This is a genomic window from Nocardia yamanashiensis NBRC 100130 (genome assembly GCF_001613325.1).
GTDB lineage: Bacteria > Actinomycetota > Actinomycetes > Mycobacteriales > Mycobacteriaceae > Nocardia > Nocardia yamanashiensis.
The window spans coordinates 356,446-371,134 of the sequence record NZ_BDCD01000002.1; the positions used below are offsets into that span (position 1 = coordinate 356,446).

Genomic DNA, 14,689 nt, shown 5'->3' on the forward strand with positions numbered 1-14,689 from the left:
TTCTTCTGCCGATCAACGGAGCGCGCCTGGCGCTTGACGTCGTGGCCGTTCTCCGCGCGCTGATGCCTCCGGAAAACGGTCGCGCTGGAGGTTTCTCGAAAACGTCGATGCAAGTACCGAACCCGGCCCCGTATGTGGGGCAGTGGTCGAAGCCGATCGAGAAGGAGAATCTCAGCCTGACTCCGGCGGGACGCCGACGGCGTCGGTCGGCGTGGACGACGAATCCGAACCTGAGGCAGGGTTCACCACCACCCAGCGACAGCCTCGTCAGCCTTGACCGGCGGCCGCCTGCTGCATGCATTCTCGGACGATCTCCGGCACCCGGCCGGCCGGATCGGACAGGGCGGTCAGGGTGAAGCGGTCGATCAGCAGGCCGCCGAGGGCCAGGTCGACGAAGGCCGCGCCGACCTCGTTCGGGGTGCGGCGGCCCTTGGGGTTGAACCACGTCCACATCCATTGCATGGAACCGAAGATCTGGAGGGTGGCGAGGGCTTCGTCCAGGTCGCGGAAGACGGCGGCGTCGATGCCGGCACGGATCTCCTGCTGCATCAGGCGCTGTACGTCGGAGCGGTGCTCGCGGATCTTGAGCATTTCGGGATCGTCTGTCAGCTGGACGAATTCGCGCTGGCTGGCGATGGTCGCGTCGCGATCCTCGATCTGGTAGAAGACGCCAGCGTAGATCATGGCGGCCACGCGCTCGGCGGGCGACTGCAGGCGCTCGAAGATCAGCGTCAGCTCGCGTTTACGCTGGGACATGTAGTTGTCCTCGAGCTCACGCAGCATCTGCGCCTTGGTGCCGAAGTGGTGCACGATGGTGCCCTTGGACATACCGAGTTCGCTGGCGATATCGCCGAGATTGGTCTGGTCGTAGCCGCGTTCGGCGACGTGACGGATGAACGTCTCCAGAATCAGACCCCGGCGTCCGGGTCGGCCTGCCACTTCGGTACCTCCTCGTTAACTCACCGCACGGACGGTCACCCCGACGGTATCACCTGCGGGGTCAGTGCAGCAGGAGCAGGACCTGCAGCTCGCCGACGAGGAAGCCCAGGACCGCCCCGACCGTCACGATTTTCCACTCGTCCTGTTTGAAGGCCGGGCGCAGGATGTTCTCGTATTCGTCATTGGTCATGAGCCGCATCTTCTCGATGATCATGGCGTGGACGTCGAGGGCGCGGAGGGCGTACTCCTCGAGCTGCCGGGTGCTCTCGGGCAGCCGAGCGCGCACGGTGTCGACCACATCGTGCTTCATGGCCTCGAGGCTCGGGCCGAAGGCGAACTCGACGAGGGGCTTGGCGCGGCCGAGTTGCTGATCGAGCACCCGCTGGACCTCGTATTCGACGAGGGAGAACAGCCGATCGGACTGCGGGCCGGTCAGCATGGCGTGAATGATGTTGGCGGGGGTGAGGATCTCGTTGGCGATGAGGCCGCCGTAGTCCACGGCGACCTCGTCACGGCGCTTGTGAAAGAGTCCCTGCCAACGGAATACGCCGAGGTAGCGCTTCGGCTCGATGGGCCGGAACACCATCTGCAGGGCCAGCCAGTCGGTGGAATAGCCGACGAACGCACCGAACAACGGCATGATCAGCGCGGAGTGGGTGAACGTCCAGATGACGGCCTGTACGACGCCCAGCACGAACCCGAACACCAGACCTGAGCAGACGATGAACCGCATCTCCGGCGCCGCGATCTCACGAATCATGCGGACGGTCAAGGCCTTGTCGCGCATGAGCGCGTCGATCGCCATGGAGCGCAGATCGAAGACCAGATCCACATTGACCTTGAGGTCGTCCATCATCTGCGTGATCAGCTGCGGCGAGTCGCTCTGAATCCGGCGGATCAGCATGCGCCGCACCTGATCCGGCAGCAACTCCCAGATCCCGGGCTGATGGCGCATCATCAGCTCGTGCACCACGTCGGTGACCGTGTCGAGCATCGGCTCCCGAATCTGCCTGGCCAGTTCCTCCGGATCGATGCGGTCGATGATCTCCTGCGGATCGATCAGCCGAGCCAGCATGAGATCCACCGCCACGGTCGCCATCCGCGCCGAATACCGCGGAACCAGACCCTGCCAGCCGAGATACGGCGGGATGCCCTTGAATTCCAAAGGACGGAAAAGCATCTCGACCGCGACCAGCTTGGTGAACCACCCGATCGCGGCGGCGACGAAAAGCATCAGCGTATACAGATGCCAGTTTTCGTGTATGTCATCGGCGACCTTCGACCAGTTCATCGGTTCCCCCCTCGGTGATCGGGTCGGCTACGCGGCGCGGCACGTGCGCTGTATGAAGCGCGCGATTTCCGTGATGGCGGCCTTCCCCTCGGGCACGAATCCCGCGAGAGTCTGGAAGACGTGCATCTGGCCCGGCCAGATCTGCAATTCGCTAGGCACGCCGGCGTCTTCCAGCGCCACCGCGAAGGCTCGCGCGTCATCGAGCAGGCATTCGCGGGTGCCGACCTGGATGAACGTCGGCGGCCAGCGATGATCCACGCCGTGTATAGGCGTGATGCGCGGGTCGCGGCTACTCCCACCGCCGAAGTGAGCCCGGATGGCGGGCTCCCAGAACGGCACGGCGATAATCGGATCGCGACGCCGGTTGTCCCGCGCTATGGCCCCGGCCGAGGTCGGATCGATGACGGGGGAGAGCAACACCACCGCGGCGGGCCGCGGCAGCCCGGTGCGAATGACTTCGTTCACCAGGCCGGTGGCCAGATGTCCGCCCGCGGAATCGCCTGTGACGACCAGTCGCGCCGGATCCACGCCCTCGGCGAGCAGACCCCGATAGACCGCCAGCACATCGTCGGCGCCGGCCGGATGCGGATGTTCGGGCGACAACCGATAGTCCGGCAGGCAAACTCGGGCATCGCAGGCCGCGGACAGCCGCGCCGCGAGCGCGGTGTGCGACCGCGGTGATCCCACCATGAAACCGCCGCCGTGCAGGTGCAGCACGGTGATCTCACCGGCTGCGGCGCGCTCGGCGCGCACCCAGGTGCACGGTACGCCGTTCAGCGTGGCGGTCGATATCCCGTGCGGTACTTTCCGCGCCGAGCCCGAGGCTCGATCGGTGACGAACCGAATGGCGGACAGGGTGCCGCCCGCGGGTCTGCCGAACCGGAACATCGGCCGGACCGCCAACCGGAAAACGATTCTCGCAGTGACGCTTCGCCTACTCGGCCGGCTGGTCGGCGCGTGCGACATCCCGGCGCCGGAATCGGGTAGTCGTGTGAACGATGGCGCTGTCGATCCCGCGCTCCACATGGGTTGCTCCATTCGGCGTCGTTGCCCGTCGATGCCTCGGCGCACCGATATCCGGATGGTAGGCACAACCGTACGGACAGTCAAAATGCCGGAACTCTCGGCTTGTTCCGGTGCAGGCGCCGAACTGTCGAGTAAGAACCCGCGCCGTTATCTCGGTATTTGCCCTGTAAAACTCGATGCCGTTGACGGAAAGTGTGACCCCGTGCACAATAGCTGCCCATACAGCCTACTGACCGTACGTACGGCTAGAGCTTGAATTAGGGGATGGCATGCGGGAGTCCGATGTACACGCGGGGGAGGAGGGGCCGCCGATCTCGACGGATCGCCTGGGGTTGCACGCATTACGCGACAACTTCGCCGCCACGACGATGTCGAGCGTCGGAACTTTCGGTCGCGCCATGCGCTCGGGCGTGGAAGCGACGGGCGTGGTGGTGACGGATCTGGCGCGGGGACGGTTCCAATGGCGGGAGACCCTGGCGCAGGCGTGGTTCGTCGTCACCGTGACCGCGATTCCCGGTGTGCTCATGGCCATTCCGTTCGGCGTCATCGTGTCCGCGCAGGTGGGGAACATGGTGAATCAGCTCGGCGCGGACTCGCTGATCGGCGCGGCCGGCGGACTCGGCGTGATCAAGCAGGGGGCGCCACTGGCTACCGGATTGCTGCTCGGTGGCGCGGCGGCTTCGGCCATCGCCGCCGATCTGGGCGCGCGCACCGTCCGCGAGGAGGTCGACGCCATGCGCGTCATGGGCATCGATCCGGTACAGCGCCTGGTCGCGCCGCGCCTGGTCGCCATGCTCCTGGTCGCACCACTGCTCAACATCCTCATCATCGTGATGGGCGTGCTGGCCGGGTACGTCGTGGCCATCGCCGCGCTCGGCGTCACGCCCGGTAGCTACTGGGAGTCGTTCGGTTCCTTCACCTCCGGCGCAGATGTGTGGGTATCGCTCGGCAAGTCGATGGTGTTCGGCTTCCTCGTGGTGGTCATCGCCTGCCATCGCGGGCTCGAAGCCAAGGGCGGCCCGCGCGGTGTCGCGGACGGCGTGAACGCGGCCGTGATCCTGTCGGTGGTGTCGATCGCGGTGGTGAACGTCGCCATTACGCAGATCGTCGCGATGTTCCTGCCGGTGGAGCTGGCATGATCGCGACTCCATACACGCCCAAGGGATTTCGATGGCTCCGCATTTTGCGGACCCGGGTGCGGCCATTGCGCCCACTCGACAATCTCGGATTCGCACTCGGTTTCTGCTGGCAGGTGCTGTCGTCGATTCCGTTCGCGCTCGAGCACTATCGCGGCCAGACGATGATGCTGATCACCGATATGACCTGGGGTCGCGGCTCGATCATCGTCGGCGGCGGGACCGCCGCCGTCATGGGAATCATGGGAGCCGCGGTCGGTGCGTCGACCGGCATCGAGGCCTACAGTGCGCTGAATCTGGTGTCGCTGGGCCAGGTCACGGGCGTGATCTCCGCCTTCGCCAATACCCGTGAGCTCGCGCCGATCGCCGCGGGGGTGGGTTTCGCCGCTCAGGCGGGCTGCCGAATGACCGCCGAAATCGGGTCCATGCGTATCTCCGAGGAAATCGACGCCATCGAGTCCCTCGGGGTGCGGTCGGTAGCGTTCGTGGTGGCGACCCGGGTGATCGCGGGCCTCGTCGCGATCCTGCCCACCTTCCTGATCGCGCTGATCCTGAGCTACTTCGCGTGCGCGCTCATCGTGGTGCGGCTGCATGATCAGCCCGCGGGCGTGTACGACCACTACTTCACCATGTTCGTCGCCAATTGGGACGTGGTGGCCGCCGTCGTGAAGGTCGCGGTCTTCGCGGTAGCCGTGATCGTGATCCATTGCTACCAAGGCTTTTTCGCCACCGGTGGTCCGGAGGGCGTGGGCATCGCCTCCGGCCGGGCCATTCGGGCGAGCCTGGTGGCGATCATCGCGCTCAATATGGTCATGACGCTGGCGTTGTGGGGGTTCACCTCACCTGTCCGGTTCGCGGGGTGAGGGGCATGCCCGCATACGGACTTCCCGGCGTCGCGACCGACGCCCGCCGCTCGCGCCGCATCGGCGTCGTCGTTGTGACGGTGGCGGCGCTCGTGCTGACCGGATGGCACGTGCTGCCCGCACGCGACGACGGCGCCCTGTCGGTGGCTGTTCTCACCGACCAGGTTGGAACCGGTCTGAAGACCGGCAATGACGTGCGCCTCGACGGCGTGACCGTCGGCCGTGTCGAAGCCATCGAACCGTCCGGTCGGCGCCAGCGCATCACCTTGAGGCTGCGTCGCGACCAATTGTTCGGGCTCACCGACGCGTTCGGCCTGGACTATGTGCCCGGCAACCTGTTCGGCGTCGCCGAGATCGCCCTCGAACGCGCCTCGGGCGGAGCGCTGCTCGCCGACGGCGCGGTGATCGACCTGACCGGGTCCCGCGCCGGTCAGGTGCGGGACGCGACCATTTCGACGCTGCTGCGATCGGTCGGCACCTTCAGCAATGAGGTCCTCACCCCGGACCTGATCTCGATCCTGGATCGGATATCCAGCGGCACCAGTGCTTTCACGCCGCTCATCGAGGGGATCGTCGCCATGGTGCGCGCGGTCGCGGACACCCAGCGGCTGCCCAGTTCGTTCCTGCTGGGGCAGTATGGTGCGACGCTCGCGGGCCTGCCGTCCACCACCCATGGGCTCCTCGGCTTGCTGAGCTCCGCCTACGACGCCGAATATCTGCGCTCGCCGGAGAATCTGGCGAGATTCGACGCCAGCACGCAGATGATCGTGACCGAGCTCATTCCCGCCCTGGCGAACGTCTTGTCCACGGCGGAAACACATTTGGCGGAATCGGCGAGCACGCTCGTGCCGGTGCTGTCGATGCTGTCGCACACGGTGCCCGATCCCGCCCGTTCCGGCGCCGAGCTGGGCGAACTGCTGCGGCGGCTCGGCGCGGCCATGCCCGACTCGGGAGCCGGCCCGGTCCTGAACCTCGCGGTCGACCTGCGTGGCGTACCGGCGCTGGCCGTACCCTTGCTGGGAGGTGCGCGATGACGGCCCGCTCGCTGCTGCTGCGACTGGGAGCCTTCGCCGCGGCCATGATCGTCCTGCTGATCGTGGTCTTCCAAGTGATCGAACGTCCCATGGACGGCGACACCGATTCCTATACGGCCGAATTCACCGACGCCAACGGACTCGGGGCCGGCGACGACGTTCGGGTATACGGTGTGCGCGTCGGCAAGGTCGCCGAAGTCCGACTGGCCGGAAGTCTGGCCTCGGTGCGGTTCTCGGTCGGACGTGAGCACCGGGTGTTCGACAACAGCACCCTCGCCATCCGATACCAGAACCTCAGCGGTCAGCGGTATCTCGACATTCAGCAGCCCGACCAGCCGGGCAACCGGCGCGCACCCGGACAGATCATCGGCGTCGACCATACGGTTCCAGCGTTCGACATCACCACGGTGTTCAACGGCCTGGAACCGGTACTGGCGCAATTGACACCGGCGGATCTCAACCAGTTCGCCACCAGCATGCTGGCCGTCATCGAAGGGTCCGGCACCGGGATGGGCCCGGCACTCGAAGCGATCGAGAAACTGAGCGGCTATGTCACCGACCGGCAGATCGTCATCGCGACGCTGGTCCGCAATCTGGGTACGGTCTCCGACCATTTGGGCGGCAAATCGGGTAATGCGGTGCAACTGCTGACGCAGTTGACCGCGGTCTTCGTGAATCTCACTCAGAAGGTCGGCGGGCTCATCGAGTTCTCCCAGAAGATTCCGCCCGTCCTCGTTCCCGCCGAAAACCTTCTCGCCACCTTGGGATTCACGCCCGGAACCAACCCCGATCTGGAAAGCCTCCTCCGGGTGGCCTTCCCCGACCCCAACGAGACGGTCGCGACCCTGAGCAGGCTGCCCGTGGTGCTGCAACAACTGAGCGCGGCCATTCCGTCGTCGGTGCCCGGCCTGCAAACGGCCTGCTCTAACGGGAATGCACAAGCGCCGCAACCACTTCAGCTGCTCATCGCGGGACAGAGGATCTCACTGTGCAAGAACTGATGCCACGGTCTGTCCGCGCCCTGGCGCAGACCGCCGGGCGCGTGCCGTCGGCCCTGCGCCGACTCGGCTCGCGGGATCGGACACCACTCGGCGATGCGGCCCGCGCCCGCGCCGACCGGCGCTGGGGTCTGGCCGGTCTGGCGGGTGTCGTCGTGCTGGCGGCCGGATTCGGCGTCGTCTACGCGTCCGACTTCGATGTGCGCACGCAGACGGCATATTTGACCGACGCGGGATCGGTGCGGGTCGGCGATCCGGTGCGCATCGCCGGCGTCACCGTCGGCGAAGTGAAATCGCTGGCCGCCCAGGGGAACCGGGTCGAGATGCGGTTCACCGTCGCCGAGGACGTATTCCTGGGCGCACAGACCACTCTCGCCGTCCGCATGCTCACCATCGTCGGCGGCCACTACCTCGCCGTCGTCCCCGCGGGCACAGAACCCCTCGGCGGCAACCCGATTCCGGCCGACCGGGTGGTGCTGCCCTACAGCCTGCCCAAGGTGTTCCAGGAGGCGATCCGGCCCGTCAGCGAGATCGACGGCACCGTCCTGCGGCAGAATGTGGCCGCGCTGGAATCCGCGGTCAGCGAGAACCCGCACGCCATCGGCACCACGCTGACCGCGGTCGGCACCATCGTCGACATCATGAACCGGCAGAACGCCGACATCTCGCGGTCGCTGCAGCTGGCCGACGAGTACGTCGACGCGCTCAACGGTGGAAAACAGGTGCTCATCACCCTCATTCAGAGCTTCCGCATTCTCGAAACCCTGGTGGAGAACCACACCTTCGAGGTGAACCAGGCCATGACGGTGCTCGCGCGCACGCTCGACCGGGCGGCTCCGCTCGCGCAGGCGTGGGACACCACCCTGCGGCCGATGGCGGTACCGCTGGCCGATTCGCTGCCCAAGCTCGACGAGATCGGAACCAAGCTGCAGGCGCTACTGGATTCGCTGCGGGGGATCGGCGCACAACTACAGCCGCTGATCTCGGCGCAGGGGCTTTCGCTCGATCAGTCCGCCACCACCATTACCGGCGCAGCCATCTGCGTCCCGGTTCCGGGGCGGGTGTGCTGATGCTGAGACGGACTTTCGCGTCGCGCGGATTTCTCTCCGTCGCAACGATTCTCGTTCTGGGCGCGGTGGCCGTGGTCGGCTATCGCATCGCGAAGCCGACACCCGAGATGCGGAGCTACTGTGCGCTCATGCCCGACGGCATCGGGCTCTTCGAGGGGAGCGATGTCACCGTGCTCGGCCTGCGTGTGGGCCGGGTGACCCGGATCGAACCCAGCGGCAGCGGTGCTCGGGTCGATTTCGAGATCCCTTCCGGTGAAAGGCTTTCGGCCGAGGTGGGCGCGACCACGCTGTCCGACACCCTGGTCGCCGATCGCAAGCTGGCCCTCCTCGGCATCGCCGCCGACGGCGCACCGGCTTGGGATCACCGGCACTGCATCACCCGGACGCTGACCCCCAAGAGCCTCACCGCCACCTTCAACGCTCTCGCGGGTCTGGCGGACGCGCTCGATGGCGGTGAGCGGCCGGACCGGCCCGACCTGATCAAGGACGGCATCGCGGCCCTCGACAATGCCACCGCCGGCCGCGGTCAGCAGATCAACGACATCGTCCGTACGCTCGGCGCGGCATTGAATTCACCCGATGCCGCCGTCGGTCACCTGGGCGGTCTCATCGACGCGCTGGCCGACCTGGCGCACAGCGCCGCCGACGGCTGGGGCGACGTGAAGGACATGCTGACCCGGCTCACCGCTGCCCTGCAGGCCGCCAACGATCAGGTCGTACCGCCCATCGTGGACGTGGTCGAAGGACTGCGCGATGTGCTGCCCGCCGCCAACGAGGCAATTGTCATGCTCGGCGGGCCGCTGCTGCGACGCCTCGACTCCGCCGCCGACCGACTGCCTATGCTGCTCGCGGGAATCGGTTCCCTGCGTGAGCTCATCGCCATGATTCCGCCACTGGCACAAGCCTTCTCGACCGCCGTCGACCCCGCCACCGGGCAGGCGGCGATCGCCTATGCGCCCCCGGCCGTGGCGCTGCCGGATGCGGCCGCGGCCGATGTGTGTGCCGCTGTCAACGCTCTCGCTGCCGGTCGTTGCACCGAAGCCGACGGGCTCGCGCGGGTGCAGGTGATCCAGCTCGTTCTCGGATCGGCAGGTGCGCGATGAGAATCCGTAAGACCGCGATCGCGGTCCTGACCGGCGTACTCGCCACCGCCGCATGCGGTTTCGATCCGGCGCGGGTCACCGTTCCCGGTACTCGGGTGGGCGGACCGACCTACACCCTGCGGATCGAATTCCCGAATGCGCTGAACCTGCCGCCGGGGGCGAAGGTGATCGCCAACGGCGTGCTCGCGGGGAACCTCGACCGTCTCGAGATCATCGAGCCAGGAAGGGGCACGGCGGGTGAGGGTTTCGTCGTCGCGACGGTGGACATCACCGAATCGGTGCGCTTGCCCGCGAACGTCGCCGCCGAGCTGCGGCAGGCCACCCCGCTCGGTGATGTCCACATCGCGCTCACCTCCCCTCCGGATGCGACCGGGCCGACGCTCACCGATGGGGCGACCATCCCCTTGAAACAGACTGTCGCCCCATTGCAGGTGGAGGACACGCTCGCCGGGCTGGCCACCGCGATGGGCAGTGGCGCGATCCTCGACCTGCAGAAGATCGTCCGGCAATTGAATACCGCGCTGCCCGAACATCCCGAGCAGACCGCGCGGATGTTCGCCGTCCTGGGCGCCGATTTCACCGATGTGGCCGCCCACCTCGATGATGTCGACTCCTTCCTGAACGGGCTGGAGGCCAACGCCCGGCAGGTCCTCGACGACGATCCCATGCTGAGCAAGCTGCTTGCCGACTACGGCGTCGAACACGTCACGGCCGTGGTGAATTCGGTGGTCGGTGTGCTGATCATCATGTCGGCCCTGGCCCCGGTGGCGACCAACGCGGCTTGGCTGGCGCCGACCGTCGCTGGACTCGACGACACAGCGAAAGCCCTGGTGCCGTTGCTGTTCACCAACCGTCCCCTGGACCTGAACGCACCCTCGAACCTCAACGCCCTGGTGGCATTGCTGCGCGACAAGATCATTCCCTTCGCCGAACACGGTCCGAGGGTGAACATCGTCGGCGCGACCATCGGCGACACGGACACCCCCGCTGTCTCCGAGAACGACCAGGTCCAGCGCATACTCGAAACCCTGCGCATGATCGGAGCCGTCCGATGAGCCCGATGCGGTGGCGGCCTCGCGCCGTCGAACCCGGGTCCATACTGTCGCTGGCAGCCATCGCCGGTGTGCTCATCCTGGGCATCGGCTACCTGAGTTTCGGTGTGCTGCAGGTGGATCCATTTCGCGAGCGGCACGCGGTGCGGATTCTGCTGGCCAACTCCGGTGGTGTCGGCGCCGGCTCGCCGGTGCTGTTGAGCGGGGTCACCGTCGGCAAGGTCGCCTCCGTGTCCACCGTCGAGTCCGGAGTGGAGCTACGGCTGGATCTGCACACGCGCTACCGGATTCCGGCGGCCAGCGAATTGCGCATCGAAGCGCTCTCGGCGCTGGGCGAACCCTACGTGGAATTCGATCCGCCGAACCAGAGCGGCCCCTATCTCTTCGACGGCCAGCTCATCGACGCCCGCACCACCGCGCTACCCATGTCCATTCCGCAGGTGGCGGTGCGCGCGGTCCAGCTCATGCGGCAGTTCGATCCACAGGCCATCTCCTCCCTGGTCGGCACCATCGACACCGCCATCACCGGAACCCGCGGCGACCTGCCCGCCATCGAACACGCCTCCACCCTGCTGGCCGCCACCATCCTCAGCCGCACCGATCTCATCCATCGGCTGCTCACCGATATGCAGACCATCGGCGGCGATATGGATTGGGCCGGACCCGCGCTGACCACTTCCGGCCCGCAGTGGACGGGCTTCGGCGCCTCCCTGGACCGGCTCATCGTCGCCGCCGCCGGTCTGTACGCGGTCGGCAACTCGCCCGCCGACTACGACACCGGCGACGGCATCGTCCCCTTCCTGCAACGGCTCGACGCCGTGCTTGGGAAGATCGGCCCGCAGCTGACCGGTCTCGCTCCCGCCTTACGCCCGCTGATGGACACCACCGCCCAGGCCGGAAGCCGGATCGACATCGGCGCTCTCATCTCGCAGGCCCTCGCCACCGTCGGGTCCGACGGCGCGGTCCACCTCCGGATCAACCTCAAATAACCCGCAGGAGAACGACAATGAGTACCCTCACCGACGAGAAGACCGACCCCACCGCCCCCGCGGAACCGGCGCCGTCCACCGAACCCCGGCGATTGGCGATCCGTCTCTCCACCGCCGTCATCACCCTCTCCGTCGCCCTCGTGGTCATCGTCATCGCGACCCTGACCGTCCTGCTGATCTCGGCCCGCGGCGACCTCTCCGCCCGCGATGCCGGCGCCGGCGACGAGCAGCACGCTCGTCAGGTCGCCCTGGACTACGCCGTCGGCGCGTCCACGATCGACTACCACGACACCAAGGCCTGGTACGGAAAACTCAAGGCCGACACCACAACTCAGCTGGCCGCCAAATTCGACGCCACCTCCGCCCAGCTCGACCAGATCCTCCTGCCGCTGCAATGGACCTCCAAGGCCACCCCGATCGCCGCCGTCGTCACTTCCGAATCCGGTGGAATCTACAAGGTCAGCGCCTTCCTCAACGTCATCACCACCAGCGCTCAGACCCCTCAGGGCGGCCAATCCACCGTCACCTACGCGCTGACCATCGACAAGAACGCCGGCTGGAAGATCACCGAAGTCGGCGGCATGGACAACGCGCTGCCGGTGAAATGAGACTGCGATCGAACCGGATGCCCCACTGGAAATCCCCTGCGCGCATGGGACTGCGCGCACGGCTGCTGGCGATCGTGCTCGTTTCCAGCATCACGCTGCTCAGCCTGGGGGTGGGGGCAGCCACCTATCTGGTGAAAACCGGCCGAGAGGCCGAGAATTGGGCCGAGTTGGCCAGCCGCATCATCGATCCGGCGCTCACGATGATCGAAGCGTTCCAAGACGAGCGCCTCCAATCGCTGCGATACCTCTGCGGCGAACCGACGGCCGTAGCCGAACTGACCGCCGTCCGCGGGCGCACCGATGCCGCGATCGCGCAGGTGAAAGTGCTGCTGGAGGTGGGCCGGGAAATCGATCCGGACGATTCGGCCGATGAGATCTCCGGCTATCGCGAACTGTACGAACGATTTCCGTCGCTACGGAGTTCGATCGATTCTCGCCAAGCGAGCACGGGACAGGTCTTCGACCTCTTCGGCAAGGTGATCGGCAGCGCGTTCTCCGCTGTGATGCTGGCGGCTCGGGTCGCGCCGGATTCCGCGATCGCCGTGGAGTTCTCCTATGCCATCGCACCGCTGCGCACCGCCGAAGCGCTCTCGCGCGCGGTGGCGTTGGGGGCGGTCGTCCTCGCCTCGGATCGTCCGGAAGCACAGCAGCTCCGCGAATTCGCAGACTATGTCGGCGAGTATCGTCGCGAGGCGGTCTACGCAGCGATGGTCCTTCGCGACGAGCGACTGGTTCAACTCGAAAGCATCACAACGGGTTCCGACTGGCAGCTGCTCGCCGCGAGCGAGGAGAGAGCGCGATCCTCGGAAGCGCTCACCGCGACCGAGAGAGCGGAGTGGCGGAATGTCGCGACCCGGGTCCGTTCCGCCCTGCTGAAACTCTGGCAGGACCAGAGCCTCGACGCGCACGCTCTGGCTCGTGCGCACGGCGAGCGCGTCGCTACCAATTCGATGTATGCGGGCGCTGCGGTGTTGCTGGTGGCCGTACTGGCCTTCGTCGTCGCGCTCACGATGGCGAATCGGGTCATCGCGCGGATGCAGCGCCTGCGCCGCCACACCCTCGAGCTGGCCGACCGGCGACTGCCCGACCTCATGCGCCGCCTGGACGCCGGCGAACAGGTCGATCCCGATGCGGAAGTCGATGGCCCCGGATTCGGCAATGACGAAATCGGCCAGGTGGCAGCGGCTTTCCACCGAGCCCAGCTGGCCGCGGTCTCCGCCGCGGTCACCGAGTCCAAAACCCGTGCGGGCGTGAACGCGGTCTTTCTCGATATCGCACACCGCAGCCAGATCGTGGTGCACCGCCAGCTGGCTCTGCTCGACGAAGCCGAACGGACCGAAGAGAATCCGTCACATCTCGACCTGCTGTTCCAGCTCGACCATCTGGCCACCCGAGCGCGGCGCAACGCGGAAAACCTCATCATTCTCGGCGGCGCGCAACCGGGTCGGCGATGGCGAACCCCGGTGCCACTTGTCGATGTCGTGCGCGGCGCGGTAGCGGAGAGCCTGGACTACCCCAGGATTCGGACAGGCCGCCTGCCCGAGGTCGATATCGCCGGAACGGTCGTCGCGGATCTCATTCACGCCTTGGCGGAGCTGATGGACAACGCCACCGCGTTCTCGCCGCCGCACGCGCAGGTCGCGGTGTCGGGAGCCGTCGTCGGCCGGGGTGTGGTGGTCGAAATCGAGGACCAGGGCCTCGGAATGGCGACCGCGCAACTGGCCGAACGCAACGAACTTCTGGCGTATCCACCCGACTTCAGCGTGGCGGCACTGACCGATGACATCCGGCTCGGACTGTTCGTTGTCGCGAAACTCGCTGCCAAACACGGTATTTCGGTCCGCCTGGGGGAGTCGATGTTCGGCGGTGTCCGAGCCGTCGTGCTGATTCCCGCCACCGTGATCAGCACCCCGGACCCAGATGATCACCAAATCTCCGGCACGCCGATGCCCGCCGCGGGGCCACCTCGGTCGTCCGGCGATCGACCACAGCTCCCGCAACGCAGCCGTCGCTCGGGTGCCGCCGAACCGCCTGCTCAACAGCCCCGGCCGCCACGGCAGCGGACCGCCGACGAAGCACGCGCCCGCATCTCCGCGGTGATGGACGCCAGTCGCAGGGCCCGCCGTGGCGCCCATCGGCGAGACCCGGACTCACCCGCCACACCTACCCACGAAAGGTGACGATGACCGCCGCAAACTCCCTGGACTGGTTGCTCGACGACATGATCGGTCGGCTTTCCGGCGTTCGCTGCTCGGTGGTGCTATCCACCGACGGCCTGCTGCTGGGCCGCTCGGCCGCTCTCGCCCGCGATGACGCGGAACGCTTCTGCGCCATGGCTTCCGCTATGCACGGCCTCGCCCGCGGCGCCGGCCGGCATTTCCAGGCGGGCGGCGTCTGCCAGACCGTGATCGAGCTCGATCACGGTGTCCTTTTCATCACTGCTGCGGGTCCCAACGCCTGTCTGGCCCTGCTCACCGACGAGAACGCCGACCTCGGGATGGCGGCTTACGAGGTCAACCGAGTGGTGGATCGGGTCGGGGAGCACCTGTCGGTGTCCGTGCGCCGAACCTGATCTGTTGT

Annotated in this window: 14 protein-coding genes; 11 read left to right on the top strand and 3 right to left on the bottom strand. The window is 66.8% G+C overall.

Annotated elements, in window-relative coordinates; genetic code table 11:
* Positions 1–267: 267 nt before the first annotated feature.
* The 3 genes from NY1_RS01730 to NY1_RS01740 all read right to left on the bottom strand — a co-directional run bounded on the left by NY1_RS01730 (position 268) and on the right by NY1_RS01740 (position 2,983).
* Positions 268–939, bottom strand: a complete 672-nt coding sequence (locus NY1_RS01730; protein WP_067707070.1) for a TetR/AcrR family transcriptional regulator — start codon at positions 937–939, stop codon at positions 268–270.
* A 61-nt stretch (positions 940–1,000) separates the two neighbouring features.
* Positions 1,001–2,230, bottom strand: a complete 1,230-nt coding sequence (locus tag NY1_RS01735; RefSeq protein WP_067707072.1) for a DUF445 domain-containing protein — start codon at positions 2,228–2,230, stop codon at positions 1,001–1,003.
* A gap of 27 nt (positions 2,231–2,257) precedes the next feature.
* Positions 2,258–2,983, bottom strand: coding sequence for an alpha/beta hydrolase (locus NY1_RS01740; protein ID WP_169815291.1), 726 nt, complete (start codon positions 2,981–2,983; stop codon positions 2,258–2,260).
* A 641-nt stretch (positions 2,984–3,624) separates the two neighbouring features.
* On the opposite strand from NY1_RS01740, the gene NY1_RS01745 reads away from it, so the two are divergent.
* From NY1_RS01745 to NY1_RS01795, 11 genes are read left to right on the top strand one after another with little or no spacing between them, the layout of a single operon-like run.
* Complete coding sequence (locus NY1_RS01745; RefSeq protein WP_233434173.1) at positions 3,625–4,395, top strand: MlaE family ABC transporter permease; 771 nt, start codon at positions 3,625–3,627, stop codon at positions 4,393–4,395.
* Positions 4,392–5,255, top strand: coding sequence for an ABC transporter permease (locus tag NY1_RS01750; protein WP_067707080.1), 864 nt, complete (start codon positions 4,392–4,394; stop codon positions 5,253–5,255). Before NY1_RS01745 ends, NY1_RS01750 begins: the two co-directional genes overlap by 4 nt.
* A 5-nt stretch (positions 5,256–5,260) precedes the next feature.
* Positions 5,261–6,289, top strand: coding sequence for an MlaD family protein (locus NY1_RS01755; RefSeq protein WP_067707083.1), 1,029 nt, complete (start codon positions 5,261–5,263; stop codon positions 6,287–6,289).
* Complete coding sequence (locus NY1_RS01760; protein ID WP_067707086.1) at positions 6,286–7,290, top strand: MlaD family protein; 1,005 nt, start codon at positions 6,286–6,288, stop codon at positions 7,288–7,290. Before NY1_RS01755 ends, NY1_RS01760 begins: the two co-directional genes overlap by 4 nt.
* Positions 7,290–8,357 (top strand): MlaD family protein, encoded by a 1,068-nt coding sequence (locus NY1_RS01765; RefSeq protein WP_084534531.1) that lies wholly within the window; start codon positions 7,290–7,292, stop codon positions 8,355–8,357. Before NY1_RS01760 ends, NY1_RS01765 begins: the two co-directional genes overlap by 1 nt.
* Entirely contained in the window at positions 8,357–9,460 is a 1,104-nt protein-coding gene (locus NY1_RS01770) for an MlaD family protein (protein ID WP_067707829.1), read from the top strand. Before NY1_RS01765 ends, NY1_RS01770 begins: the two co-directional genes overlap by 1 nt.
* Positions 9,457–10,515 carry an MlaD family protein gene (locus NY1_RS01775; protein WP_067707089.1) on the top strand — a complete coding sequence of 353 codons (1,059 nt, stop codon included), beginning with the start codon at positions 9,457–9,459 and terminating at the stop codon, positions 10,513–10,515. Before NY1_RS01770 ends, NY1_RS01775 begins: the two co-directional genes overlap by 4 nt.
* Positions 10,512–11,501: an MlaD family protein gene (locus NY1_RS01780; RefSeq protein WP_084534533.1), complete on the top strand. Its 990-nt coding sequence runs from the start codon at positions 10,512–10,514 to the stop codon at positions 11,499–11,501. The genes NY1_RS01775 and NY1_RS01780 overlap by 4 nt, the downstream gene beginning before the upstream one ends.
* A gap of 17 nt (positions 11,502–11,518) precedes the next feature.
* Positions 11,519–12,109: a hypothetical protein gene (locus NY1_RS01785; RefSeq protein ID WP_067707091.1), complete on the top strand. Its 591-nt coding sequence runs from the start codon at positions 11,519–11,521 to the stop codon at positions 12,107–12,109.
* Positions 12,110–12,153: 44 nt separating this feature from the next.
* Positions 12,154–14,289 carry a sensor histidine kinase gene (locus NY1_RS01790; protein WP_169815292.1) on the top strand — a complete coding sequence of 712 codons (2,136 nt, stop codon included), beginning with the start codon at positions 12,154–12,156 and terminating at the stop codon, positions 14,287–14,289.
* Positions 14,290–14,291: 2 nt separating this feature from the next.
* A complete protein-coding gene (locus NY1_RS01795; RefSeq protein ID WP_067707097.1) occupies positions 14,292–14,681 on the top strand; it encodes a roadblock/LC7 domain-containing protein in 390 nt (129 codons plus the stop codon).
* Positions 14,682–14,689: the final 8 nt, after the last annotated feature.

Bases quoted from the DNA above. Each gene is read 5' to 3' on its own strand.
- NY1_RS01735 (WP_067707072.1), bottom strand. From the start codon at position 2,230: ATGAACTGGTCGAAGGTCGCCGATGACATACACGAAAACTGGCATCTG.
- NY1_RS01745 (WP_233434173.1), top strand. From the start codon at position 3,625: ATGTCGAGCGTCGGAACTTTCGGTCGCGCCATGCGCTCGGGCGTGGAA.
- NY1_RS01750 (WP_067707080.1), top strand. From the start codon at position 4,392: ATGATCGCGACTCCATACACGCCCAAGGGATTTCGATGGCTCCGCATT.
- NY1_RS01755 (WP_067707083.1), top strand. From the start codon at position 5,261: ATGCCCGCATACGGACTTCCCGGCGTCGCGACCGACGCCCGCCGCTCG.
- NY1_RS01760 (WP_067707086.1), top strand. From the start codon at position 6,286: ATGACGGCCCGCTCGCTGCTGCTGCGACTGGGAGCCTTCGCCGCGGCC.
- NY1_RS01765 (WP_084534531.1), top strand. From the start codon at position 7,290: ATGCCACGGTCTGTCCGCGCCCTGGCGCAGACCGCCGGGCGCGTGCCG.
- NY1_RS01770 (WP_067707829.1), top strand. From the start codon at position 8,357: ATGCTGAGACGGACTTTCGCGTCGCGCGGATTTCTCTCCGTCGCAACG.
- NY1_RS01775 (WP_067707089.1), top strand. From the start codon at position 9,457: ATGAGAATCCGTAAGACCGCGATCGCGGTCCTGACCGGCGTACTCGCC.
- NY1_RS01780 (WP_084534533.1), top strand. From the start codon at position 10,512: ATGAGCCCGATGCGGTGGCGGCCTCGCGCCGTCGAACCCGGGTCCATA.
- NY1_RS01785 (WP_067707091.1), top strand. From the start codon at position 11,519: ATGAGTACCCTCACCGACGAGAAGACCGACCCCACCGCCCCCGCGGAA.
- NY1_RS01790 (WP_169815292.1), top strand. From the start codon at position 12,154: ATGGGACTGCGCGCACGGCTGCTGGCGATCGTGCTCGTTTCCAGCATC.
- NY1_RS01795 (WP_067707097.1), top strand. From the start codon at position 14,292: ATGACCGCCGCAAACTCCCTGGACTGGTTGCTCGACGACATGATCGGT.